General features: G+C 61.8%; 20 protein-coding genes. 14 read left to right on the plus strand and 6 right to left on the minus strand.

Going from position 1 to position 21715, the window contains the following annotated elements; all coding sequences use genetic code 11:
- The first annotated feature begins 26 nt into the window (after positions 1 to 26).
- Positions 27 to 1025, plus strand: coding sequence for a bifunctional riboflavin kinase/FAD synthetase (locus tag ASC96_RS19285; RefSeq protein ID WP_060504746.1), 999 nt, complete (start codon positions 27 to 29; stop codon positions 1023 to 1025).
- Positions 1026 to 1037: 12 nt separating this feature from the next.
- Positions 1038 to 1277: a BrnA antitoxin family protein gene (locus ASC96_RS19290; RefSeq protein WP_060504747.1), complete on the plus strand. Its 240-nt coding sequence runs from the start codon at positions 1038 to 1040 to the stop codon at positions 1275 to 1277.
- A 254-nt stretch (positions 1278 to 1531) separates the two neighbouring features.
- Here the strand turns inward: ASC96_RS19290 and ASC96_RS19300 are convergent, their stop codons facing one another.
- A complete protein-coding gene (locus tag ASC96_RS19300; protein ID WP_060504749.1) occupies positions 1532 to 1783 on the minus strand; it encodes a DUF1902 domain-containing protein in 252 nt (83 codons plus the stop codon).
- Between the two features lie 341 nt (positions 1784 to 2124).
- Here ASC96_RS19300 and ileS point away from each other — a divergent pair, with 341 nt between their 5' ends.
- The 3 genes from ileS to ASC96_RS19315 all read left to right on the plus strand — a co-directional run bounded on the left by ileS (position 2125) and on the right by ASC96_RS19315 (position 6261).
- The gene (ileS, locus tag ASC96_RS19305) at positions 2125 to 5025 is read left to right on the plus strand and encodes an isoleucine--tRNA ligase (RefSeq protein WP_060504884.1); all 2901 of its coding nucleotides are present in this window, start codon (positions 2125 to 2127) and stop codon (positions 5023 to 5025) included.
- A 135-nt stretch (positions 5026 to 5160) separates the two neighbouring features.
- Entirely contained in the window at positions 5161 to 5778 is a 618-nt protein-coding gene (locus ASC96_RS19310) for a hypothetical protein (protein ID WP_060504750.1), read from the plus strand.
- A gap of 6 nt (positions 5779 to 5784) precedes the next feature.
- Complete coding sequence (locus ASC96_RS19315) at positions 5785 to 6261, plus strand: GNAT family N-acetyltransferase (RefSeq protein WP_060504751.1); 477 nt, start codon at positions 5785 to 5787, stop codon at positions 6259 to 6261.
- Positions 6262 to 6279: 18 nt separating this feature from the next.
- Here ASC96_RS19315 and ASC96_RS19320 read toward each other — a convergent pair whose 3' ends face one another.
- On the minus strand, positions 6280 to 6729 hold the full coding sequence (locus tag ASC96_RS19320; RefSeq protein WP_060504752.1) for a nucleoside deaminase: 450 nt from the start codon (positions 6727 to 6729) through the stop codon (positions 6280 to 6282).
- Between the two features lie 76 nt (positions 6730 to 6805).
- Between ASC96_RS19320 and ASC96_RS19325 the strand changes: the two genes are divergently transcribed.
- The 3 genes from ASC96_RS19325 to ASC96_RS19335 are packed head-to-tail and all read left to right on the plus strand — an operon-like array spanning position 6806 to position 10265.
- Positions 6806 to 8812 (plus strand): pseudouridine synthase, encoded by a 2007-nt coding sequence (locus ASC96_RS19325; protein ID WP_060504753.1) that lies wholly within the window; start codon positions 6806 to 6808, stop codon positions 8810 to 8812.
- Between the two features lie 6 nt (positions 8813 to 8818).
- Positions 8819 to 9376 carry a 16S rRNA (guanine(966)-N(2))-methyltransferase RsmD gene (gene rsmD / locus ASC96_RS19330; RefSeq protein WP_060504754.1) on the plus strand — a complete coding sequence of 186 codons (558 nt, stop codon included), beginning with the start codon at positions 8819 to 8821 and terminating at the stop codon, positions 9374 to 9376.
- Positions 9377 to 9395: 19 nt separating this feature from the next.
- Positions 9396 to 10265, plus strand: coding sequence for a patatin-like phospholipase family protein (locus ASC96_RS19335; RefSeq protein ID WP_060504755.1), 870 nt, complete (start codon positions 9396 to 9398; stop codon positions 10263 to 10265).
- Between the two features lie 6 nt (positions 10266 to 10271).
- Here the strand turns inward: ASC96_RS19335 and ASC96_RS19340 are convergent, their stop codons facing one another.
- Positions 10272 to 12131 (minus strand): monovalent cation:proton antiporter-2 (CPA2) family protein, encoded by a 1860-nt coding sequence (locus ASC96_RS19340; protein ID WP_060504756.1) that lies wholly within the window; start codon positions 12129 to 12131, stop codon positions 10272 to 10274.
- 170 nt (positions 12132 to 12301) lie between these two features.
- Between ASC96_RS19340 and ASC96_RS19345 the strand changes: the two genes are divergently transcribed.
- From ASC96_RS19345 to ASC96_RS19365, 5 genes are all read left to right on the plus strand, one after another.
- Entirely contained in the window at positions 12302 to 13648 is a 1347-nt protein-coding gene (locus ASC96_RS19345) for a TldD/PmbA family protein (RefSeq protein ID WP_060504757.1), read from the plus strand.
- 55 nt (positions 13649 to 13703) lie between these two features.
- Positions 13704 to 14516, plus strand: a complete 813-nt coding sequence (locus ASC96_RS19350; RefSeq protein WP_060504758.1) for a 3'(2'),5'-bisphosphate nucleotidase CysQ — start codon at positions 13704 to 13706, stop codon at positions 14514 to 14516.
- Positions 14517 to 14575: 59 nt separating this feature from the next.
- Positions 14576 to 14812: a DUF4170 domain-containing protein gene (locus ASC96_RS19355; RefSeq protein ID WP_060504759.1), complete on the plus strand. Its 237-nt coding sequence runs from the start codon at positions 14576 to 14578 to the stop codon at positions 14810 to 14812.
- A 100-nt stretch (positions 14813 to 14912) separates the two neighbouring features.
- The gene (gene waaA / locus ASC96_RS19360; protein WP_060504760.1) at positions 14913 to 16226 is read left to right on the plus strand and encodes a lipid IV(A) 3-deoxy-D-manno-octulosonic acid transferase; all 1314 of its coding nucleotides are present in this window, start codon (positions 14913 to 14915) and stop codon (positions 16224 to 16226) included.
- Positions 16227 to 16249: 23 nt separating this feature from the next.
- Positions 16250 to 16957 carry an HAD family hydrolase gene (locus ASC96_RS19365; protein WP_060504761.1) on the plus strand — a complete coding sequence of 236 codons (708 nt, stop codon included), beginning with the start codon at positions 16250 to 16252 and terminating at the stop codon, positions 16955 to 16957.
- Positions 16958 to 16972: 15 nt separating this feature from the next.
- On the opposite strand, the gene ASC96_RS19370 is transcribed toward ASC96_RS19365, so the two are convergent.
- Positions 16973 to 18055: a flagellin gene (locus ASC96_RS19370; RefSeq protein ID WP_060504762.1), complete on the minus strand. Its 1083-nt coding sequence runs from the start codon at positions 18053 to 18055 to the stop codon at positions 16973 to 16975.
- A 319-nt stretch (positions 18056 to 18374) separates the two neighbouring features.
- Between ASC96_RS19370 and lpxK the strand changes: the two genes are divergently transcribed.
- Positions 18375 to 19406, plus strand: coding sequence for a tetraacyldisaccharide 4'-kinase (lpxK, locus tag ASC96_RS19375; protein ID WP_060504763.1), 1032 nt, complete (start codon positions 18375 to 18377; stop codon positions 19404 to 19406).
- 41 nt (positions 19407 to 19447) lie between these two features.
- On the opposite strand, the gene ASC96_RS19380 is transcribed toward lpxK, so the two are convergent.
- Both ASC96_RS19380 and mutL read right to left on the minus strand, forming a co-directional pair.
- On the minus strand, positions 19448 to 19675 hold the full coding sequence (locus tag ASC96_RS19380; RefSeq protein ID WP_060504764.1) for a DUF2093 domain-containing protein: 228 nt from the start codon (positions 19673 to 19675) through the stop codon (positions 19448 to 19450).
- Between the two features lie 161 nt (positions 19676 to 19836).
- The gene (gene mutL, locus ASC96_RS19385; RefSeq protein WP_060504765.1) at positions 19837 to 21636 is read right to left on the minus strand and encodes a DNA mismatch repair endonuclease MutL; all 1800 of its coding nucleotides are present in this window, start codon (positions 21634 to 21636) and stop codon (positions 19837 to 19839) included.
- Positions 21637 to 21715 lie beyond the last annotated feature (79 nt).

Below are 21715 nucleotides of genomic sequence, written 5' to 3' on the forward strand. Positions count from 1 at the left end.
GCACGAGAGACGACTGGCGAACGGACATGACAGTTTTTCATCGCAACGAGACCCGCGAACCTCTTCCCGAAGCGCTGCGCGGCGGCGTCATCGCCATCGGTAATTTCGATGGCGTGCATCGTGGTCATCAATCGGTTCTGAACCGGGCGCTGGAAGAAGCGCAGGCGCGGGGCGTTCCGGCGCTGGTTCTCACCTTCGAGCCGCATCCCCGCAGCGTCTTCCGGCCGGACCAGCCGGTATTCCGGCTGACGCCGGCACCGCTGAAGGCACGCATCCTTGAAGGCATGGGTTTTTCCGCCGTCATCGAATATCCGTTCGACAAGACGTTCTCGCAGCTGTCCGCATCCGATTTCATCCGCTCCATCCTGATGGACTGGCTGCATGCGAGCCATGTGGTCACCGGTTTCGATTTCCATTTCGGCAAGGGCAGGGAAGGCGGCCCTGCCTTCCTCATGGCTGCCGGTGGCGAAAACGGCTTTGGCGTGACGCTGGTCGATGCGTTTCGGGATGAGAACGCCTCGGTGATCTCCTCCAGCCATATTCGCGGATTGCTGGGCGAGGGCGATGTCACCCAGGCGGCCGGTCTGCTCGGCTACCGCTATACGGTGGAAGCGGAAGTCATCGGCGGCAAGAAGCTTGGCCGCACGCTGGGTTATCCCACCGCCAACATGCAGCTGCCGCCGGAAGTTGAATTGCGCAACGGTATCTACGCCGTGCGCTTCCGCCGCGCCGATGGCAGCCTTCATGATGGTGTGGCGAGCTTCGGCAAGCGCCCGACGGTCGATAGCGACGGCATTGCCCTGCTCGAAACCTTCGTCTTCGATTTCTCCGGCGATCTCTATGGTGAAATCTGTTCGGTCTCCTTCTTCGGCCATCTGCGCGATGAGCTGAAGTTCGATGGTCTCGATCCGCTGGTGGTGCAGATGAAGCAGGATGATGCGGAAGCCCGCGCCTTGCTTTCCGGCGTCAAGCCGCTCAGTGTGATCGACAGCAAAATCGCATTCGGTCCGGATGCCAATTCCTAAAGGATAATGCCGATGGCTACCACGCCCCGCCGGCCCGTCAGCGCCATGGATGCTGCAGAGGCCCTGTTCAAACCGGCCAAGAAGGCACCGGCACCAGCCGTCGAAAAGCGCGCTCTGCCGGAAACCAAGGAACTGGTGTCGATCAAGCTCGACAGCGCCGTGTTGCATTATTTCCAGGACGATGGCCCCGGCTGGCAGGACCGCATCAACGATGCACTGCGCGCCGCAATGCAGGCGAATCCGAAGGACTGAGTCAGCTTATCCGATTTGTCCGATACGGTTCGCTTCGTCGCTTCCAGTGAGGCCGTATCAAAGCTTGCGGTCGGATCCCGCAGTCTTGAGAATGGCGTTCGCAGTATGGCGGCTTTTCAAATTTCGCGGAACGAGCACCATTTTACCGGTGGCACGCGATTGCCATTTCTCGTGTGAGCCTTTGGCATTTGTTAGATATTCGTAGCCGAGGGCAAGGAGGATATCACAGACCAGCCTGTAGTATCCTTGCACCATTATGCCGCCACCGGAAACGCTGGTCTCTGCCAGAGAATGGCTGGAATGAGGTCACGTAACGGCGTTCCGGCAAGGTCGGGCAGGCTGATATGGTTCGCCACAATCAGGTCGATCGCCGTACCGAAAATAATCTCTTCGAACTCGTCGATCGTGGTGGCTTCGATGTGGAAACCTTCGATGTCGCTTTCCGAATAAAACACCATTGCCTCAGGGTCCCAGACCGCCTTTACAAAAAATGTCCGCTTGACCATCTGTTGCTCCCGTTTCGACCTTGCTATCGGCGATGCGCTATCTGATCCAATATCATATAATGCAGTGGAAATTACGTTTCATCACAATGAACCATATCGTTCTTTGAAACTTTGCCGTTGTCATCTTCCTTTTCGCGCAAAAACCGCTTAAACAACCGGCCACCATGACCCGATATCGTCGATTGATACGTGATCAGCGAATTATTGGCCCGGCCTTCTGAGCGCTCTGACTGCAGCCGGAAGGTCCGGGTTTTCGGCGTTCGGCCTGAACGCCACCGTTTCCCTTATGATATCCCGTTCGCACGCGCGGCGACACGCGCCCAGATATGATTGCTGAAACCATGACCGATACCGTTGAAAAGCTCGATTATTCCAAGACCCTCTATCTGCCGGAAACCGAATTTCCGATGCGCGCCGGCCTGCCGCAGAAGGAGCCGGAAACGGTTGCCCGCTGGCGTGAGATGGACCTCTACAAGAAGCTGCGGGCTTCCGCCGCTGGCCGCGAAAAGTTCGTCCTGCATGACGGCCCTCCCTATGCCAACGGCAACATCCACATCGGCCACGCGCTGAACAAGATCCTGAAAGACGTCATCACCCGCTCGTTCCAGATGCGCGGCTATGATAGTAACTATGTTCCGGGCTGGGATTGCCACGGTCTGCCGATCGAGTGGAAGATCGAAGAGGAAAACTACCGGGCCAAGGGCAAGGCCAAGCCAGACCTGAAGCAGCCGGACGCGATGATCGAGTTCCGCAAGGAATGCCGCGCCTACGCTGAAAAATGGATCAAGATCCAGGGCGACGAGTTCAAGCGCCTCGGCATCATCGGCGATTTCGACAATCCGTACCTGACGATGAATTTTCACGCGGAAAGCCGCATCGCCGGCGAACTCCTGAAGATCGCCATGAGCGGCCAGCTCTACCGAGGCTCTAAGCCGATCATGTGGTCGGTTGTCGAGCGCACGGCGCTGGCGGAAGCCGAGGTCGAGTATCATGAATATGAGAGCGATGCGATCTGGGTGAAGTTCCCGGTGGCTGCCGGTGCGCCGGCTCTCGTCGGCGCCCATGTTGTCATCTGGACGACTACGCCCTGGACGATCCCGGGCAACCGCGCCGTCGCCTATTCGCCGAAGGTCTCCTATGGCCTGTACGAAGTGACGGCTGCCGAGAACGACTTTGGTCCGCGTCCGGGCGAGAAGCTGATCTTCGCCGATGCGCTTGCAGACGAATCCGCCGCCAAGTCCAAGCTGACGTTCAAGCGTCTGCTCGACGTGTCGGCAGACGATCTTGCGGGTCTCACGGCTGCCCACCCACTCAAGGATCTCGGCTACGACTTCGTCGTCCCACTCCTCCCAGGTGATCACGTCACTGACGATGCCGGTACTGGCTTCGTCCACACCGCGCCGTCGCACGGCCGCGAAGACTTCGAGGCCTGGATGTCGGGCGTCAAGGAACTCGAAGCCCGTGGCATCGACACGCGCATCCCGTTCCCGGTCGATGACTCGGGCACCTACACCGCCGACGCTCCCGGTTTTGAGGGCGCCCGCGTCATGGACGACAACGGCAAGAAGGGTGATGCCAACGACCGCGTCATCAAGGCGCTGATCGAGCGCAACGCGCTGTTTGCCCGCGGCCGCCTGAAGCACCAGTATCCGCACAGCTGGCGCTCCAAGAAGCCGATCATCTTCCGCAATACGCCGCAGTGGTTCGTCTATATGGACAAGGACCTGACGGACGGCACGACGCTGCGCACCCGCGCCCTGACCGCGATCGACGACACCCGTTTCGTGCCGGCTGCCGGCCAGAACCGCCTGCGCGCCATGATCGAACAGCGCCCGGACTGGGTTCTGTCGCGTCAGCGCGCCTGGGGCGTGCCGATCTGCGTCTTTGCCGACGAAGAAGGCAATGTCCTGCAGGATGCCGAGGTCAATGCCCGCATCCTCGAGGCCTTCGATGCCGAAGGTGCGGATGCCTGGTTTGCCGCCGGTGCCAAGGAGCGTTTCCTCGGCAACAAGCATGACGCATCCAAGTGGACACAGGTCATGGACATCCTTGACGTCTGGTTTGACAGTGGCTCGACCCACACCTTCACGCTGGAAGACCGCCCGGACCTGAAATGGCCGGCGGACGTCTATCTGGAAGGTTCCGACCAGCATCGCGGCTGGTTCCATTCCTCGCTGCTCGAATCCGCCGCCACCCGCGGCCGCGCGCCCTACGATACGGTCATCACCCATGGCTTCACCATGGACGAAAAGGGCCAGAAGATGTCGAAGTCGCTTGGCAACGTCGTCTCGCCGCAGGACGTGATGAAGGATTCTGGCGCCGATATCCTGCGTCTCTGGGTCATGACCACGGATTATTGGGAGGACCAGCGTCTCGGCAAGACGATCATCCAGACCAATGTCGATGCGTACCGCAAGCTACGCAACACCATCCGCTGGATGCTCGGCACGCTCGCCCATGACAAGGGCGAGGAGATCGCTCTCGCTGACATGCCCGAACTCGAACGCCTGATGCTGCATCGCCTGGCCGAACTCGACCAGTTGGTACGCGAGGGCTACGACGCCTTCGACTTCAAGAAGATCGCCCGCGCGCTGATCGACTTCTCGAATGTCGAGCTCTCGGCCTTCTACTTCGATATCCGCAAGGACGCGCTCTATTGCGACGCGCCGTCGAGCCTGCGTCGCCGTGCCTCGCTTGCGGTCATCCGCAAGCTGTTCGAGTGCCTCGTGACCTGGCTTGCGCCGATGCTGCCCTTCACCACGGAAGAGGCCTGGTTGTCGCGTGATCCGTCTGCGGTCTCCGTGCATCTGGAACAGTTCCCGATCGTGCCGGCCGAGTGGCGCGACGAGGCTCTGGCCGAGAAGTGGAAGAAGATCCGCGACGTTCGCCGCGCCGTCACCGGTGCTCTGGAAATCGAGCGCCGCGACAAGCGGATCGGCTCTTCGCTGGAAGCGGCCCCGGTGGTGCACGTTGCCGATGCGGATCTGATGCAGGCATTGGATGGTCAGGATTTTGCAGAAATCTGCATCACTTCCGGCGTCACCATCGTTGCGGGCATGGGACCGGCCGGCGCCTTCTCGCTTGGCGATCTGGCATCAGTCAGCGTCGAGCCCGTGCTTGCCGAAGGCGTCAAATGCGCCCGGTCCTGGCGCATCACGGCCGATGTCGGCTCCGATCCGGCATTCCCCGATGTCTCCGCCCGCGATGCCATTGCGCTTCGCGAGCTCGGATACGCTTCTTAAGGGATTGTTTACCGGATGAATTGCGTAATTGCGGTTCATCCGGTAAACCTGCCTGAAAATCGGCGGATTTATCCGTCATGGGCGCAGCAATGCCGCTCAAGTATCGATCGTGCCGGCACCGCTGGAAGGGTTTTCATGGGAATGACGCGAGAGTTTCGACTGTATGCCGGCCTGTTCGGCATTGTAACCGGCAGCTTTGTCTTGACCGGCTGCATCGGCGGCCCGACCTACGGCACGGACAAGACCGCCGGCGAGCATCTGGTCGATGACCTTGGCAGTGCAGTCAGCATCGCGCCGTCCAATCCCAACAACGTCAAGTATCAGCCGCGCCCCGGCCTGGTGTTGCCGCCCTCGAGCGAAACGGCGCAACTCGTGCAGCCGCAGCAAAACCTGGCGACCAAAGACAATCCGCAGTGGCTCGAATCGCCGGAAGACACGCGCCAGCGTCTGCGCGAGGAAGCCGACGCCAATGCCGATAATCCGAACTACGTTTCGCCGCTGGCCAAGGCGAGTGCCAACGGTCGGGCCTTGACCAAGAGCGAGCAGACACAGGCCTATCGCGAGGCCCGCAAGATCCAGATGGGCGCCTATGCCGACAAGCGCCGGTTCCTCAGCGACCCGCCGCTCGAATACCGCAAGCTGCCGGAAGAGGCGACGGCGGATCTGGGCGAGCCGGAACAGGTCAAGGAGCGCCGCCGCAAGAAGGAAGCCGCGATCAAGGGCAGCGGCAAGAAGTGGTACCAGGTTTTCTGATCCGGCATGTTCAAGATCCGCGCGGCCACACCTGACGACGCAGGCACGATCCTGCGTTTCATCACCGAATTGGCAATCTACGAGAAGGCCGGCCACGAGGTCGAGGCGACCGTTCAGTCGGTCACCTCTTCGCTGTTCGGCGAAAATTCCGTTTCGCATGCGGCGATCTGCGAGCGCGATGGCGTTCCCGTCGGTTTCGCCGTGTGGTTCTTCAGCTATTCCACATGGCTGGCGCGCAACGGGCTTTATCTCGAAGACCTGTATATCACGCCGGACCAGCGCGGATCGGGCGCCGGGCGCACGATGCTGCGCTATCTGGCGCAGATCGCGGTCGAGAAGGGATGCGGCCGCTTCGAGTGGAGCGTGCTCGACTGGAACGAGCCGGCGATCAAGGCCTATGAGGCAATCGGCGCCGAGCCGCTGTCGGAATGGACACGCTATCGCCTGTCCGGCGCGGCTCTTGAAAGCTTTGCTGCCGGATAGGATTTCCTGTTTGGCTGTTTAGCGTCTTCCGGCAAAGAACGCCCTGAGGATATCTGCCGCACTCTGACCGGAAAGACCGGAATACACATCCGGCGCATGATGGCAGGTCGGTTGATGGAAGAAGCGGACGCCATTGTCGACGCCGCCGCCCTTCGGATCTTCGGCGCCATAATATACCCGGCGCAGACGGGCAAACGAAATCGCTGCCGCGCACATGGTGCAGGGCTCCAGCGTGACGTAGAGATCGGCACCGTTCAGCCGTTCTGCCCCGATGGCGCCTGCTGCCGCGCGGATCACTTCGATTTCGGCATGCGCGGTGACATCGTTGCGCTCGCGCGTGCGGTTTCCGGCGCTGGCGATGACCGCGCCATTGACGACAAGGACGGCGCCGACCGGCACTTCGCCACGCGCCGCCGCCATTCTGGCTTCTTCCAAGGCCAAATCCATAAACCGGCTCGTTTCAGCCATCGTTAAGACCCGTGATAATTTCTCTTAACCCAAGGGCCGTGACCTGATAGGACAGCCCAAAAGGCAGGCAACACAAATGACATTCAAAGACAAGCCCCAGCGGCCTGGCGGCAAGCCCGTACGGTCCGACAAGAAGCCCCATACCGGCGCGCGCAAGACCGCTGCCGATCATTCGGGCGAAACGAACGAAACGGAAAAGCCGCGCAAGCCACGGCCGGCGGCGGCAGAAACCGTCGGCGCCGATGTGCCGCAGCGTATTTCCAAGATCATGGCGCGCGCTGGCGTGGCCTCGCGCCGCGATATCGAGCGCATGATCATGGAAGGCCGCGTTTCGCTGAACGGCAAGCTGCTCGACAGCCCGGTCGTCAACGCGACGCTCGCCGATCACATTGAAGTGGATGGCCAGCCGATCCGCGGCATCGAACGCACTCGCCTCTGGCTCTATCACAAGCCGTCTGGCCTGGTGACCACCAATTCCGATCCGGAAGGCCGCCCGACGGTTTTTGACAACTTGCCGGAAGACCTGCCGCGCGTCCTGTCCATCGGCCGTCTCGACATCAACACCGAAGGCCTGCTGCTGCTCACCAATGATGGCGGTCTGGCTCGTGTTCTCGAACTGCCCGCCACTGGCTGGCTGCGCCGCTACCGCGTCCGCGCGCATGGTTCGATCGACCAAGCGGCGCTCGACAAGCTGAAGGACGGCATTGCCGTCGACGGCGTGCTCTACGGCGCCATCGATGCGACGCTCGACAAGGTTCAGGGTTCCAACGTCTGGATCACCATGGGCCTGCGCGAAGGCAAGAACCGCGAAATCAAGAACGTCATGGGCGCGCTCGGCCTCGACGTGAACCGGTTGATCCGCATTTCCTACGGTCCGTTCCAGCTCGGCGAACTGCCGGAAGGCCAGGCGCAGGAAATCCGTGGCCGCACGCTGCGCGACCAGCTGGGTCCTCGCCTGATCGAGGATGCCAAGGCGAATTTCGATGCACCGATCTTCGACGCTGCCGCCGAAGACGAAAAGCCGCAGAAGAACGAATGGGCCGCCGGAAAGCCGGAAGCCCGCGAACGCGGTGGTTTCAAGGAAAAGGCCGGCGACAAGCGCGAGCGGGCGCTGTCGCGCCTCGATACAACACGGCGTGATGACCGCAGCGGCGGCCGTGGTGACCGCAATGACCGTGGCGGACGTGATGCGCCGGCTGCGAAATTCGACGAGCCGAAGCGTGAACCGGGTTTTCGCGCCCGCAAGGCCAATGTCTGGATGGCGCCCGGCGCCAAGCCGCTGGCGGAAAAGAAGCCGAAGGACGCACAGGCTGCCGATGGTGCCGAGAAGCCAGTCCGCCGCGAGCGCCCGGAAGGCGCGCCGACGAGCAAGCGCTACGGCCGCAACAAGGACGGCGTCGCGACCAAGTCCAACAGGAAGTTCGATCCGGACCGCAAGAAGGCGTCGGTCTACGACCGCCCCGACCGTGGCCCGCGTGTGATCGTGACCCGTGATTCCGACGACAACGATTGGATCCGCGCAACTGACGAGCCAAGCCGCGATGAAGGCCGTGGCAGCGACCGCAGGCGTTCCGGTGGTGATGATCGTGGTGGCCGCAGTTTTGGCGACCGCGCCCCGCGTGGCGATCGTCCTCAGGGGGATCGTCCGCCGCGTCGCGATGGCGACAAGCCGTTCGGTGCTCGCAAACCGCGTGCCGAAGGCGCCCGTTCGTTCTCCGACCGGCCCAGAAGCGATCGGCCTGCCGGTGATCGCCCGCAAGGCGACCGCCCGCGCAAGCCCTTTGGCGAAAAGTCGTTCTCGCGTGAGGATGGCGACCGCAAGCCGCGTGATTTCGGTGATCGTCCACCGCGTGGGGATCGTCCCCAGGGCGACCGCCCGCCGCGTCGCGACGGTGACCGTCCGTTCGGTGGCAAGCCCTCTGGCGACCGGCCTTCCGGTGGAAAATCGTTTGGCGGCAAGCCGGGTGGCGCAAAGCCGTTCGGCGCCAAGACCGGTGGTCCGCGCAAGCCCGGCACGGGCGGCGGCAAGCCTTCGGGGGGCCGTCCGGCCGGTGGTGGTAAGCCACGCGGACGCGGGAACTAAGCGCCGGTGCGGATCGTCGGTGGCGAGTTTCGCGGGCGCGGGCTCGCAACGCCCAATTCCAACGACATCCGGCCGACCACGGACCGGACGCGCGAAAGCCTGTTCAACATCCTGAGCCATTCCTATCCGGAAGCGCTCGGCGGCCGTGTTCTCGATCTCTTTGCCGGCACTGGCGCGGTCGGGCTTGAAGCCCTGTCGCGCGGCTGCCGACAGGCGCTGTTCGTTGAAATGGGCGCTGAGGGCAGGGGACTGCTGCGCACCAATATCGAAGCGTTCGGCCTGACCGGTCGGGCACGTGTCTTCCGTCGCGATGCGACCGATCTCGGTCCGGCCGGCACCGTCGAGCCGTTCAATTTCCTGTTTGCCGATCCGCCCTATGGCAAGGGCTTCGGAGAAAAGGCACTTGCGTCGGCTGCGAGTGGCGGCTGGCTGGTGCCGGGTGCACTTGCCGTGCTCGAAGAGCGGGCCGATGTGCATCCCGTCTTGCAGACTGGGTTCGACTTCATCGACGACCGCCTATTCGGCGAAACCAAGATGCATTTCTACCGTTACCGCGCCGCGTGATACCGGAAAGACGCTGAGCATGACGCAAGGCTTCGAAACATTGAAAAAATCGGCGGATCCGACCGTTGCCATCGCCTTTGGCGGTGGCGGCGCGCGCGGCCTCGCCCATATTCACGTCATCGAAACGCTGAACGAACTCGGTATTCGCCCGGTTGCCATTGCTGGCTCATCCATTGGGGCGATCATGGGGGCGGGCATGGCGGCGGGCCTCACAGGTGCCGACATCCGCGACCATACGCTTGCGACCGTTGGCCGCCGCAAGGAGATCGTCAACCGCCTCTGGAGTCTACGCCCGTCGAGCTTCACGCAGGCCGTGGCCGGTGGCTTCCGGTTCGGGCAGTTCAATCTGGAGAGAATTCTGCCCGCTTTCCTGCCGGAGGCGATCCCGAAAGACTTTGGCGAACTCGGTATTCCGCTGCAGATTGCCGTGACGGATTATTACGGGCAGGCGGAACATGTCTGCCAGAGCGGCGATCTTCATCAAGCTCTGGCTGCATCGGCGGCAATCCCGGCCATGTTCATGCCCGTCCGGATTAACGGGCGTGTGATGATCGATGGTGGCATCTACAATCCGGTTCCCTTCGATCACCTGATGGGCCGTGCCGATATCGTCATTGGCGTCGACGTGGTCGGCGGCCCGGATGGCGACGGCGAGACCATGCCGAGCCGCATCGACAGTCTGTTCGGGGCAAGCCAGCTGATGATGCAATCGATCATTGCCATGAAGGTGAAGGCGCATCCGCCGCACATTCTGCTGCGCCCGGAGGTCAACCGTTTCCGGGTGATGGATTTCTTGAAGGCGCAGGAAGTGCTGACCGCGACTGTTGCGGTGAAGGATCAGCTGAAGACAGCGCTTGATGCCGCCTTCAGCGCGAGAGCCCGGGGCTGAGACGGATCAATCGGCTCCGGCCAGAGCGTCGTTTGCAGGCTTTGCCTTGCTGGCAGGGCCTGACGGCAGGATGTCGTCATCGGCTGCCAGCGAGGATGCTGTCTCGCGCTTCGGCTTGATCAGTGGCTCTGGCTTGACCGGTTCGAAATGCAGCATGTCGCGCCCGGCGGTGATGCCCTCCGCTTCCTGCACCACCAGCCGGGCCTCGTCGCGACGGCGAATATCGTTCATGATTTCTTGCGTCTCGTTGTCGGCGATCCCCAATCCTTCCAGCGTCTTGCGGCCGAACACCAGGCCGGACTCGAACGTCTCGCGCAACTCGTAATCGACGCCGCGGGCGCGCAGCGACAGGGTGTGCAGCCGGTCATAGGCGCGTGCGTAAATCCGGGCATTCGGATATTCCGCCTGCACCATATCGACGATCCTGTCGGTGATTGCCTGTTTCTGGGTGCAGACGGCGACGATCTTGGCTCGCTCGATCCCGGCCGCGCGCAGCACGTCCAGCCGTGTTCCATCGCCGAAATAGATGCGGAATCCGAAAGTTGCCGCCTGCCGGACGCGGGCGGCGGAATGATCGATGATTGTCACTTCTCGGCCACCTGCCAGAAGGATCTGCGAGGCGATCTGGCCGAAGCGGGAAAACCCGATCATCAGCACATCGGCACCGGCGCCGTCGAAATCCTCTTCCAGCTCTTCCGTTGCTTCTTCCTGATCCTGCATGAGCAGCCCGGCCAAGGCGGAGGCTGCAGGCGTCAGCGCCATCGACAGGGTAACGACGACGATCAGGAGCGAGGCCCAGCTGTCGGGAAACACGCCTGCAGTGGCCGCCGCCGTGAACAGCACGAAACCGAATTCGCCTCCCTGTGGCAGGAGCAGGCCGATGCGCACGGCATCATTATGCGGCGAGCCAGTGATCCGGCAGAGCGTATAGATGGCCACGGCCTTGACCAGCATCAGCAAGGGGACGGCGATCAGGATCAGCACATAGTTTCCGGTGATGACACGCAGGTCCAGTGACAGCCCGACCGCCATGAAAAACAGGGCGAGCAGCAGTCCGCGGAAAGGCTCGATATCGGCTTCGAGCTCATGCCGATAGGACGACTCCGCCAGAAGCACGCCGGCGAGAAAGGCTCCCATCGCCATGGAAAGCCCTGCGAGCTGCATCAGCGTGGCGGCCCCCAGGACGATAAGCAGCGCTGCTGCGATCATGACTTCGCGCGCCCCGGTGCGGGCAATGACCTGGAAGAGTGGGTTGAGCAGATAGCGGCCGGCAATGACCAGGATCAGGATTGCGCCAATGGCTACGGCGAAATCCTGAAGCGGCGGTGTCGTATCTTCAGGGGCCTGTAGCGCGACCAGTGGGATGAGTGCCAAAAGCGGCACGATCGCCAGATCCTGCAAGAGGAGGACGGAAAAGGCACGCTGACCGTAGCGCGTATTGGTATCGCCCTTTTCATCGAGAATCTGCAGCGCAAAGGCCGTCGATGACAGCGCCAGTCCGAAACCGGTGATGATGCTGCCGCTCCAGTCCAACAGGCCGCTGCAGAAAACGATCGCCGAGATCACGGTGCCGGTCACAAGGACCTGTGCGGTGCCAAGCCCAAAGATATCGCGCCGCATCTGCCAGAGCCGGGATGGCTTCAGCTCCAGTCCGATGAGGAAAAGCAGGAAGACAACGCCGAGCTCGGCAAATCCGAGGATCTGCTCGCCATCGCTGATCTGGTGGAGCAGCGGGCCGATGATGATACCGGCCGCAAGATAGCCGAGAACGGTGCCGAGCCCGAGTTTCTTGAAGATCGGCGCTGCCGCGACGGCGCCGCCGAGCAAGAGCAGAGCCTGTGAGGTAAGGGCGGGTGTCGTCGACATTACGTGTTCTTTCCTGGCGCGCAGCTGCATGTTGCAGCTCTGGCGTGTCTGGGCGGGCAGGAGTCGCCCTAAATTCGGCATTTGGCCGGAGGCGGCGATCAAGAATCAGGATATGCCCTTGATGCCGGTCCTACTGCACAATAAATGGAGCGGGAATGAAAGGCTAAATCATGTCCGATATTATCGATTCCGGTGTTCTGCAGACAAGGGCGGCAGCGCTCATCGATTTGGCGCTGAAAGCGGGGGCCGACCAGGCGGATGCCGTGGTGGTCCGGGGACGCTCACGGTCCGTTTCCGTTCGCCTCGGCAAGGTCGAGGGCACCGATGCCTCGGAAAGTGATGATTTCTCGTTGCGGGTTTTCGTTGGCCGTCGTGTCGCCAGCGTTTCTGCCAATCCGGGGTTCGATCTCAAGGTCTTGGCCGAGCGTGCCGTGGCGATGGCCAAGGCCTCTCCTGAAGACCCGTATGCAAGCCTTGCAGACAGCGAGCGGCTGGCAAAATCCTACCCTGACCTCGAACTTTACGATTCAACGGAAGTCTCGACGGAAACGTTGACCGCTGCAGCACTCGAGGCTGAAGAGGCAGCGCTTGCCGTCAGCGGCGTTACCAACTCCAGCGGTGCAGGCGCCTCCGCCGGCATGGGCGGCCTAGTACTGGTCACGTCGCATGGTTTTTCCGGTGCCTATATGGGCACGCGTTTCGGCCGTTCCGTCAGCGCCATTGCCGGCGACGGCACCAAGATGGAGCGCGACTACGACTTCGACAGCCGCCTTTATTTCGCCGACCTGAAATCCGCAGCCGAGATCGGCCGCACGGCTGGCGAACGGGCAGTTGCGCGCATTGGTCCGCGCCAGGTGCCGACGCAGAAAAACGTCACTGTCGTGTTTGATCCGCGCATGTCGCGCGGTTTTGCCGGACACATTGCCGGTGCGATCAATGGTGCGTCGGTTGCCCGCAAGACCTCGTTCCTGCGCGACATGATGGGAAAGCCGGTGATGAAGGCCGGGATTACGGTCACCGATGATCCGTTGGTGGTGCGCGGTTCGTCGTCCCGCCCGTTCGACGGCGAAGGTGTCACCGGGCAGAAATTGTCGATGATCGAGGATGGCGTGCTGCAGCAGTGGTTCCTGTCCACATCGACCGGCCGGGAATTGGGTCTGGAGACCAACGGGCGCGGCGTGCGCGGCGGCACCGCGGTCTCCCCTTCTGCGACCAACTTTGCGCTGGAACCCGGCAATATCTCGCGCGAAGACCTGATCCGCAGCATCGGAACGGGTTTTTATGTGACCGAACTGATCGGTCAGGGCGTCAATATGCTGACCGGCGAATACAGCCGTGGTGCATCCGGTTTCTGGATCGAGAATGGCGAATTGACCTTCCCGGTCTCGGAGGTAACGATTGCTTCCAATCTCAAGCAGATGTTCTTTGCCATCACGCTTGCCGACGATATTGACCGCAAGTTCGGCATAGCTGCCCCGACGCTTGCTATTGAAGGCATGACGCTCGCCGGTAAGTAAGCGCTACTACACGCATCTTTAACGCGGCGGATGCCGCGGGAAACGGAAGTTTGACATGAATGCCGTTCGCCCATCGCCGGAGCAATGGTCCAGTGATCTGGAGTTGATCACGATGGCGGCGAAGGCTGCGGGTGAAAAGGCGATGTCCTACTTCCGCAAGGATCCGGACGTCCAGTGGAAGAACGGCGGCCGCTCGCCTGTCAGCGAGGCGGATTTCGCTGCCAACGATATCCTCAAGGAAAAGCTTCTGGCAGCCCGGCCAAACTATGGCTGGCTGTCGGAGGAAACCGACGATGACGAGGCGAGGCTCGGCTGCGATACCGTCTTCGTTGTCGATCCGATCGATGGCACTCGCGCCTTTATCGCCGGCAAGGATGTCTGGTGCGTCAGCGTCGCTGTCGTGCATCTTGGCCGGCCTGTCGCTGGCGTTCTTTTCGCTCCGGCGCTTGGCGAACTGTTTCAGGCGACAGCGTCGGGCGAGGTGCTGAAGAACGGCGAACCGATTACCGTCAGGCCGATGGGCGCGGAGATGTTGCGGATTGCACTTGCCGAAGAAACCGTCGGCTTGCTGGAGCCCGGCTTCCGGGCCAGCGTGTCGCGCATCCCCCATGTGCCGTCGCTGGCCTACCGGATTGCGATGATCGCCGATGGCCGGATCGACGGCACTGTCGTCAAGAAGAATTCGCATGATTGGGATCTGGCAGCGGCCGATCTGATCCTGGAGCGGGCGGGTGGGGCAGTTTTTAACCTGGACGGACAGCCGCTTTCCTACAATCGCCCCAATGTTCGCCATACGGTCCTGTGTGCGGCGGCAAAGCCTGCATTACCGGCGTTGATTGCCGCGTCACGGGGGCTGGAGGGCCATTGACCTTTCCGGCTGAATGCCGCAAACCACAAGAAAATACGACAAGAAAATTGGAAGGTCTGATGGCTCAGAATTTGGAAACTAAGCAGCGTCTGCATCTGGTGTTCGGCGGTGAACTGACAACGCTGACCGGTGTTGAGTTCCGCGATCTGGAAAAACTCGATGTCGTCGGCATCTACCCTGACTATGACAGTGCCCTCACGGCCTGGAAGTCCAAGGCCCAGTTGACCGTCGACAACGCCCATATGCGCTATTTCATCGTGCACATGCACCGGCTGCTGGATCCGGAACAGGCTTGATGCCAAGGCGTTTTGGGCAGGTAAACCGCGCGGCTGAACGGGCCGCCGCCGCACACGCGGATAGCCTTCGTGGCCGCCGCTGCGCGGGGGGCCTGTCCATATGACCCGTATGCTCGCCCGGCTGGCGCTGTCCAGCTATCGCTGGATCGGCACCGCGGTCTATCCGTTGGTCTGGGGCTACCTCGCCGCCCGGGCCGCCAAGGGCAAGGAAGACAGTGCCCGCCGCCAGGAGCGCTATGGCCATGCCAGCGCACCACGCCCGCAAGGGCCGCTGGTCTGGTTTCATGCGGCCAGCGTCGGCGAAACCACTGCCATCATCCCGCTGATCAATGAAGTCGCGCGCCGCGGCATCTCGGTGGTCTTGACCACGGGTACGAAGACATCGGCGCGCATTGTCGCCGATCGGCTCGGCTCACGCGTCATTCATCAATATGTGCCGCTCGATTTCAAACCGGCTGTCAGCCGGTTCCTCGATTATTGGGAGCCGGATCTGGCAATCATCGCGGAGTCGGAGATCTGGCCGATGACGATGATGGAGCTTGGTCGGCGCCATATTCCACAGGTTCTCGTCAACGGCCGCCTGTCGGACCGGACCTTCGGCCGCTGGAAGAAGCGCCTCTGGCTGGCTGACGCGCTCTTTGAAAACCTGGCGCTTGTCATTGCCCAGTCCGAGGCCGATGCTGAACGCTTCCGCACGCTCGGCGCGCTGCCGGTCATGGTGTCGGGTAATCTGAAGGTCGATACCGATGCGCCGCCGTATGACAACCAGGCGCTGAAGCACTACCGCCAGCAAATTCGTGACCGCAAGACCTGGGCTGCCATCTCCACGTTCGAGGGCGAGGAAAATGCCGCCGGTATCGTTCATCGCGCCCTGAAGGAACGCACCGGCCTCCTGACCATCATTGTACCCCGCCATCCCGAGCGCTGCGATGCGATCGAGGCGATGCTCACGTCCAAGGGGCTGACGGTCGCGCGGCGCACCCGCAACGACCCGATCACGCCGGAAACCGATATCTTTCTCGGAGATACGATCGGGGAGATGGGGCTCTATCTGCGTTTGACCGAGGTTGCCTTTGTCGGCCGCTCGTTGTTTGGCGAAGGCGGGCAGAACCCGCTGGAGCCGGCCATGCTTGGCTGCGCCATCCTTTCGGGCGGCAATGTCCAGAATTTCCGCGATACCTACCAGATGCTCGCCAAGAACGGCAGCGCCAAGATCATCCGTGATGTCGAGATGTTGGCCAAGGGCGTGAATTATCTTCTCGTCAACGACGAGGTTCGTCGCAAGATGATCGATGCCGGGCTCGAAACCGTGCATGAAATGCGCGGAGCGCTGTCGGCGACGATCCGGGGCCTGGAGCCTTATATCAATCCGCTGACGGTGAAGGCGCGGCTGCAGCCACGCGGTGATAACTGACACTTTCTTCCGGTGGGGCATCCATGACGACCGACAAGACCATTTCCGGCATTCTCTTCGACAAGGACGGGACGCTGCTCGACTATGTGAAGAGCTGGGTGCCGGTGAACTATGAAGTCGCCAGCATCGCCGCCAATGGCGACGCCGAACTGGCAAAGCGACTGCTGGTCGCCGGTGGCATGGATCCCGACACCGGCCACGTCCTGCCCGACAGCCTGCTGGCCGCAGGCAATACCGTGGAGATTGCCACCGGCATGGTCGCGGCGGGCGCGCCCTATACGGTTGAGGCACTGACGGTGAAGCTCGACGGACTGTTTTCCAATTCGGCTGGATATGCGGTGCCGGTCACCGATCTCGCCACGTTCTTTGCCAATCTGCATGCCAAGGGCTATCGTCTTGGCGTCGCCTCCAGCGACAATGAACGCTCGATCCGCGAAACCGCCAAGCGTTTCGGTTTCGACGGGTACCTGCACTATGTCGCAGGTTATGACAGCGGGTTCGGCACCAAGCCCCAGCCGGGCATGGTGCACGGTTTCTGCGCGGCGACGGGGCTTGAGCCCCACCAGGTCGCCGTCGTCGGTGATAACAATCACGACCTGCACATGGGCCGCAATGCTGGTGTCGGCCTGACGGTTGCCGTTCTGACTGGCACCGGCTCGCCGCAATCGCTCGCGGCGGCATCGGATCATTGCTTGAACGACATCACCGAACTTGAGACGGTACTGGTCTAACGCCCACCCCAGCCGTCAGCGGAACAGCTGCATCAGCAGTGACGGCGCGTTGTTGGCGATGTTGAGCGCCTGAACCGCCAGCTGGACCTGTGCCTGGACGGCCTTGAGCTTGGTCGAGGCATCGCTCATGTCGGCGTCCACCAGGCGGCCGATACCCTTCTGGATCGTCGCGGTCAGGGTCCTGTTGAAATCCGTCTGCATGTCGATGCGCATGCTGAGCGATCCAAGCGTTGCTGCCCGGTCGGTCAGCGTCTTGTGGATATCGTCATAGCGCTTCAGCAGCAGATCGGTTGCTGTTTCAACGAGATCGGCAGGGACCTCGCCCATATGCGAGGCGCTGAACATATCGTCGGTGCCAAGGCCGATCTGGGTGCGGCCGTTGAAGGCTGGCAGCCATGCGGTGGTCTTGGCCGGGTCCGGGTGCGGCACGCCGCCGGTCATGCCGTCGGCTTGCGGGGTATCGACCAACCCGTTCTGCGCCGACGTGCTGCCGTCGGCGTTCTTGTAGGTGGCAGGGCCGAACACATTGAGGTTGCTGTCGCCATAGATGTTGATGATGCCGACCGTGCCTTTGGTATAGCTTGCAACGATGCCGCCAAAGGCGACATTGGTGTCCGGGGGGCTCATCTCGATATAGTTCAACGTCTTGCCGTTGCCGTCGACATAGCTTTTCTCGGTATAGTGCAGTTCGCCGGGCGCCAGAAGGTTGCGCCCGTTGAATGACGACGACTGCGTCGTCGAGAGAAACTGTTTTTCCAGTTCGTAAATCTCGGCGCTGACCTTGTAGCGATCGACGCCAGGCTCCTTCATCGCCATGATCTTGGTCTTGATCTCGGATGTGATGGAGATCAGGTCCTCCATCCCCTGATAGGACACATCGACCAGCGCGGCACCCAGTTCAAGTGCGTCGATTACGGTGCTCGTGGCCTTGGTGGTGTTGCGCATATCGGTGGCGATCGACCAATAGGCAGCATTGTCGGCGGCTTCCGATATCCGCATGCCGGTGGTGATGACATCCTGCATCTTGGCATGAGTGCTGTCATTATGGCGCAGAATCGCCAAAGCGGCGGTGGCCGCCGAGTTGAAACTTATATTCATTTTTAGATCCGCTACGAAAAACAAGAAAACGGAGGGCACCAAACCTGGTTAATCGAGAGTGCCGTAGTCTGGTTAATACTCGGTATACCGCCTGGGTTGTGGCAGGCGCCGCAGGCATGCTTGGCAGTGCTGCGTCAACAGCCGATCGGGCCTGCTGGTACGCCCGCGGCTTGCAATTCCCGGCGATCTGACGTTTGGTGTCGCGGATCGGGAGTGTTTTCTCTGCTGAGAAAATGTTTTCGATAGGACACGAATTTGCCGCGCAGAAGATTGCGAAAACCGGGAGTGACCGGCCGGCGCGGGAGGCCTGGAAGGACTGATGGTTTCTGATGCACCGCCATTCTGGTGGACAAAAGCGGATTGGCGCGCCTACGGACTCTGGCCGTTTTCCTGGATTTACGGGCGTATTTCCGGCTCGCGCATGGATCACGCGCGGCGCGCATCCGTGCCAGTTCCGGTCATTTGCGTGGGCAATTTCACCGTTGGTGGAGCAGGCAAGACGCCGACCGCAATCGCGCTTGCCCGGGCTGCCCGTCAGCGCGGGTTGAAACCCGGCTTCCTCAGCCGCGGTTATGGCGGTTCGCTTGATGTCACGACCGTGGTCGATCCGGCGCATCACCGGGCCCGCGACGTCGGCGACGAACCGCTGCTTCTCGCCCGCGAGGGGCTGGCCGTGGTTTGCCGCAAACGCGTCGAAGGCGCGCGCCGGCTGGTGGCTGAGGGCGCCGACCTCATCATCATGGACGACGGTTTTCAGAGCGCCCGGCTGACATTCGATTTTTCCCTGCTGGTGATCGATAGCCGCCGTGGCATCGGCAACGGCTTCCTGATCCCTGCCGGTCCTGTGCGGGCGCCGATCCCCCAGCAGATCCGTCATGCCTCCGCGCTGTTGAAGATCGGCAACGGCGATCGCGCCGATGCCCTGATCCGCCGCTCCGCCCGCGCCGGCAAGCAGATTTATGCCGCCAATGTCGAACATCTCGATGATGGTGGGCTGAAGGATGTGCAGGTTTTGGCTTGGGCCGGTATTGCCGATCCGGAAAAATTCTTCCGTACGGTTCGCGAAACGGGGGCGGTCATCGCCGAAACCCGCAGCTTTCCCGATCATCATCATTTTACCGAGGACGAGATCGGCGATCTTCTCGACCATGCCGCCGCCCACGGCTATCAGTTGGTGACCACTGCCAAGGACATGGTGCGACTGGAACCCGGGCATGGACGTGCCGGAGAACTGATGGAAAAAAGCCGGGTGATCGAAGTGGAAGTCCGTTTCGACGATCCCGGATCACCGGCTAAGATCATCGACGCAGCCGTCAACGCGGCCCGCACCCGAAACCTGCGCAAGTCGTAAGCGCAGGCTGCAAGAGGTGATCCGGTAGGAATGAAGCAGATTTACTTCTGGTTTGGCAGGATGCCGGCACGCTTGTCGGCCTCATAGGAGGCTTCGGCGTCGGCATAGGGCTCTTGCCGCGCAACGCTCCAGTAACGCAACTCATCGACGGGGATGACCGCGCCGGTCATCGCGCAGATGACATGCGATCCGGGCAGCACGATCTGGAAGTCGCCGTCGAGATAGCGGATTTTGGCTTCCCGGTTGCTGTTGCCCTCAAATCTGTTCATCGTCCTGCGACCCCGCATCACTTGTCGTCCGCTCTTTGGTGGCGCTGTCTCGACGGGCATCCGGATGAACGCGTCAAGACGAGCGTTCCAGCGTCATCTGTTGTGACCATGCTCTAGCGCGACATTGCCGAGATTTCCAGCGCAATTGACGGACTGGCTGCTTAACTGCGCCCGAACAGCCGTTCGATATCGGAAAGCTTCAGCTCGATATAGGTCGGTCGTCCGTGGTTGCACTGGCCAGAACCGGGCGTCGCCTCCATCTGCCTGAGCAGCGCGTTCATTTCCTCGGGGCGCAGCCGCCGTCCGGAACGCACCGAGCCGTGGCAGGCCATCGTAGCAGCGAGATAATCGAGCCGGCTGGCAAGACCGTTGGCGGTATCCCATTCGGCCAGTTCGTCGGCCAGTTGCCGTACCAGCCCAACCGCATCCATCTCGCCGAGCATGGAAGGTGTCTCGCGGATGGCGATGGCACCCGGGCCGAACCGTTCGATGCCGAGCCCGAGCCTTGAGAATTCGGCCGAATGGCTGATCAACCGGTCGCAATCGTCTTCCGGCAGATCGACGATCTCGGGAATGAGCAGGGCCTGGGCCGGGATCGGCCGCGAATTCAGGCCCTTGCGCAATTCCTCGAACACCAGCCGTTCATGGGCGGCATGCTGATCGACGATGACGAGGCCGTCTTCGGTCTGGGCAACGATGTAGTTTTCGTGCAGCTGTGCCCGCGCCGCACCCAGCGGGTGGGCTTTATCCGGTTGCGGAGCCGCCGCCAGTTCGGGTTCGCTCATTGGGGCGCGAGCGGACGGTATCGCCATTTCGGCAAAGGCTGCCTGCGGCCGTTCGCTGAAGCCATTGGACTCCGAGCCGAAATCCATAGGCCGGTAGGGGGAGGAGGCGGCCGTCCAGTTTGCGTTTTGCCTTTGCGGCTCCGGCCGGAAGGCTCGCATCAGCCCGCTGGCACCGGTGGTCGAAGCCCGGTCGCCATCTTGAGCCAGCGCCTGGCGGATCGCGCCGATGATCAGGCCGCGTATCATTCCCGGATCACGGAAGCGGACGTCGGACTTTGCCGGGTGCACGTTGACATCGACGACATCCGGATCGATCGTCAGTGACAATACGGCCACCGGATAGCGCCCCTGCGGGATGGTCTCGGCATAGGCGGCCCGCAATGCCGACCAGATCAGTTTGTCCTGTACCGGACGGCCATTGACGAAGGCATATTGCTGCAATGAATTGCCACGATTGAAAGTCGGTACTCCGGCAAAGCCGGTCAGCCGCGCGCCCTCGCGCTCGGCATCGATCTCGATCGCATTGTCGCGGAAATCCCGGCCCAGCACCTGGGCGATGCGGGCCAGCCGGTCATCACCGGTAGAAGCGAATTCCAGCGTCGTGCGATCAGAGCCGGACAGCACGAAACGCACCTCCGGAAAGGCGATCGCCATGCGCCGCACGACCTCGGAGATGGCGGATGCTTCCGCCCGTTCGGTCTTCATGAAGTTGAGCCGTGCCGGCGTCGCGAAAAAGAGATCGCGGACTTCGACCACGGTACCCTGGTTGACGGCGGCGGGTTTCACCGGCTGCAGCTTGCCACCGAAAACGCCGATCTCGGCACCGTGGCTGGCACCACCAGGCCGGCTGGTGATCGTCAGCCGGGCAACCGAACCGATCGATGGCAGAGCTTCGCCACGAAACCCGAGCGTGCGGATATCGAGAAGATTGTCATCGAGCTTGGACGTGCAATGGCGACGCACCGCCAGTTCCAGATCGTCCGGCCCCATGCCGCAGCCATTGTCAGTCACCCGCAACAAGGTCTTGCCGCCGCCCGCAGTGGCGATTTCGATACGGGTGGCGCCCGCATCGAGCGCATTCTCGATCAGTTCCTTGGCCGCGCTGGCAGGGCGTTCAATGACCTCACCGGCGGCGATCTGATTGATGAGGGTTTCCGAAAGTTGCTTGATGGCCATGGTCTATTGTCGGGGATTCGGCTGCACATGGAAAGTGTGATCGAGGGTCTATCCCCGGCTGTGTCGAGGTGTAGGCCCC

The organism is Rhizobium sp. Root1204 (genome assembly GCF_001424965.1).
Lineage (GTDB): Bacteria > Pseudomonadota > Alphaproteobacteria > Rhizobiales > Rhizobiaceae > Pararhizobium.

What these genes read in the sequence shown, in the direction of transcription:
- waaA (WP_060504760.1), top strand. Translation starts at nt 14,913, where the DNA reads ATGACCCGTATGCTCGCCCGGCTGGCGCTGTCCAGCTATCGCTGGATC.
- ASC96_RS19320 (WP_060504752.1), bottom strand. Translation starts at nt 6,729, where the DNA reads ATGGCTGAAACGAGCCGGTTTATGGATTTGGCCTTGGAAGAAGCCAGA.
- ASC96_RS19365 (WP_060504761.1), top strand. Translation starts at nt 16,250, where the DNA reads ATGACGACCGACAAGACCATTTCCGGCATTCTCTTCGACAAGGACGGG.
- ASC96_RS19380 (WP_060504764.1), bottom strand. Translation starts at nt 19,675, where the DNA reads ATGAACAGATTTGAGGGCAACAGCAACCGGGAAGCCAAAATCCGCTAT.
- ASC96_RS19325 (WP_060504753.1), top strand. Translation starts at nt 6,806, where the DNA reads ATGACATTCAAAGACAAGCCCCAGCGGCCTGGCGGCAAGCCCGTACGG.
- mutL (WP_060504765.1), bottom strand. Translation starts at nt 21,636, where the DNA reads ATGGCCATCAAGCAACTTTCGGAAACCCTCATCAATCAGATCGCCGCC.
- ASC96_RS19300 (WP_060504749.1), bottom strand. Translation starts at nt 1,783, where the DNA reads ATGGTCAAGCGGACATTTTTTGTAAAGGCGGTCTGGGACCCTGAGGCA.
- ASC96_RS19350 (WP_060504758.1), top strand. Translation starts at nt 13,704, where the DNA reads ATGAATGCCGTTCGCCCATCGCCGGAGCAATGGTCCAGTGATCTGGAG.
- ASC96_RS19285 (WP_060504746.1), top strand. Translation starts at nt 27, where the DNA reads ATGACAGTTTTTCATCGCAACGAGACCCGCGAACCTCTTCCCGAAGCG.
- ASC96_RS19315 (WP_060504751.1), top strand. Translation starts at nt 5,785, where the DNA reads ATGTTCAAGATCCGCGCGGCCACACCTGACGACGCAGGCACGATCCTG.
- ASC96_RS19340 (WP_060504756.1), bottom strand. Translation starts at nt 12,131, where the DNA reads ATGTCGACGACACCCGCCCTTACCTCACAGGCTCTGCTCTTGCTCGGC.
- ASC96_RS19335 (WP_060504755.1), top strand. Translation starts at nt 9,396, where the DNA reads ATGACGCAAGGCTTCGAAACATTGAAAAAATCGGCGGATCCGACCGTT.
- ASC96_RS19355 (WP_060504759.1), top strand. Translation starts at nt 14,576, where the DNA reads ATGGCTCAGAATTTGGAAACTAAGCAGCGTCTGCATCTGGTGTTCGGC.
- ASC96_RS19310 (WP_060504750.1), top strand. Translation starts at nt 5,161, where the DNA reads ATGGGAATGACGCGAGAGTTTCGACTGTATGCCGGCCTGTTCGGCATT.
- ASC96_RS19290 (WP_060504747.1), top strand. Translation starts at nt 1,038, where the DNA reads ATGGCTACCACGCCCCGCCGGCCCGTCAGCGCCATGGATGCTGCAGAG.
- ASC96_RS19370 (WP_060504762.1), bottom strand. Translation starts at nt 18,055, where the DNA reads ATGAATATAAGTTTCAACTCGGCGGCCACCGCCGCTTTGGCGATTCTG.
- lpxK (WP_060504763.1), top strand. Translation starts at nt 18,375, where the DNA reads ATGGTTTCTGATGCACCGCCATTCTGGTGGACAAAAGCGGATTGGCGC.
- ileS (WP_060504884.1), top strand. Translation starts at nt 2,125, where the DNA reads ATGACCGATACCGTTGAAAAGCTCGATTATTCCAAGACCCTCTATCTG.
- ASC96_RS19345 (WP_060504757.1), top strand. Translation starts at nt 12,302, where the DNA reads ATGTCCGATATTATCGATTCCGGTGTTCTGCAGACAAGGGCGGCAGCG.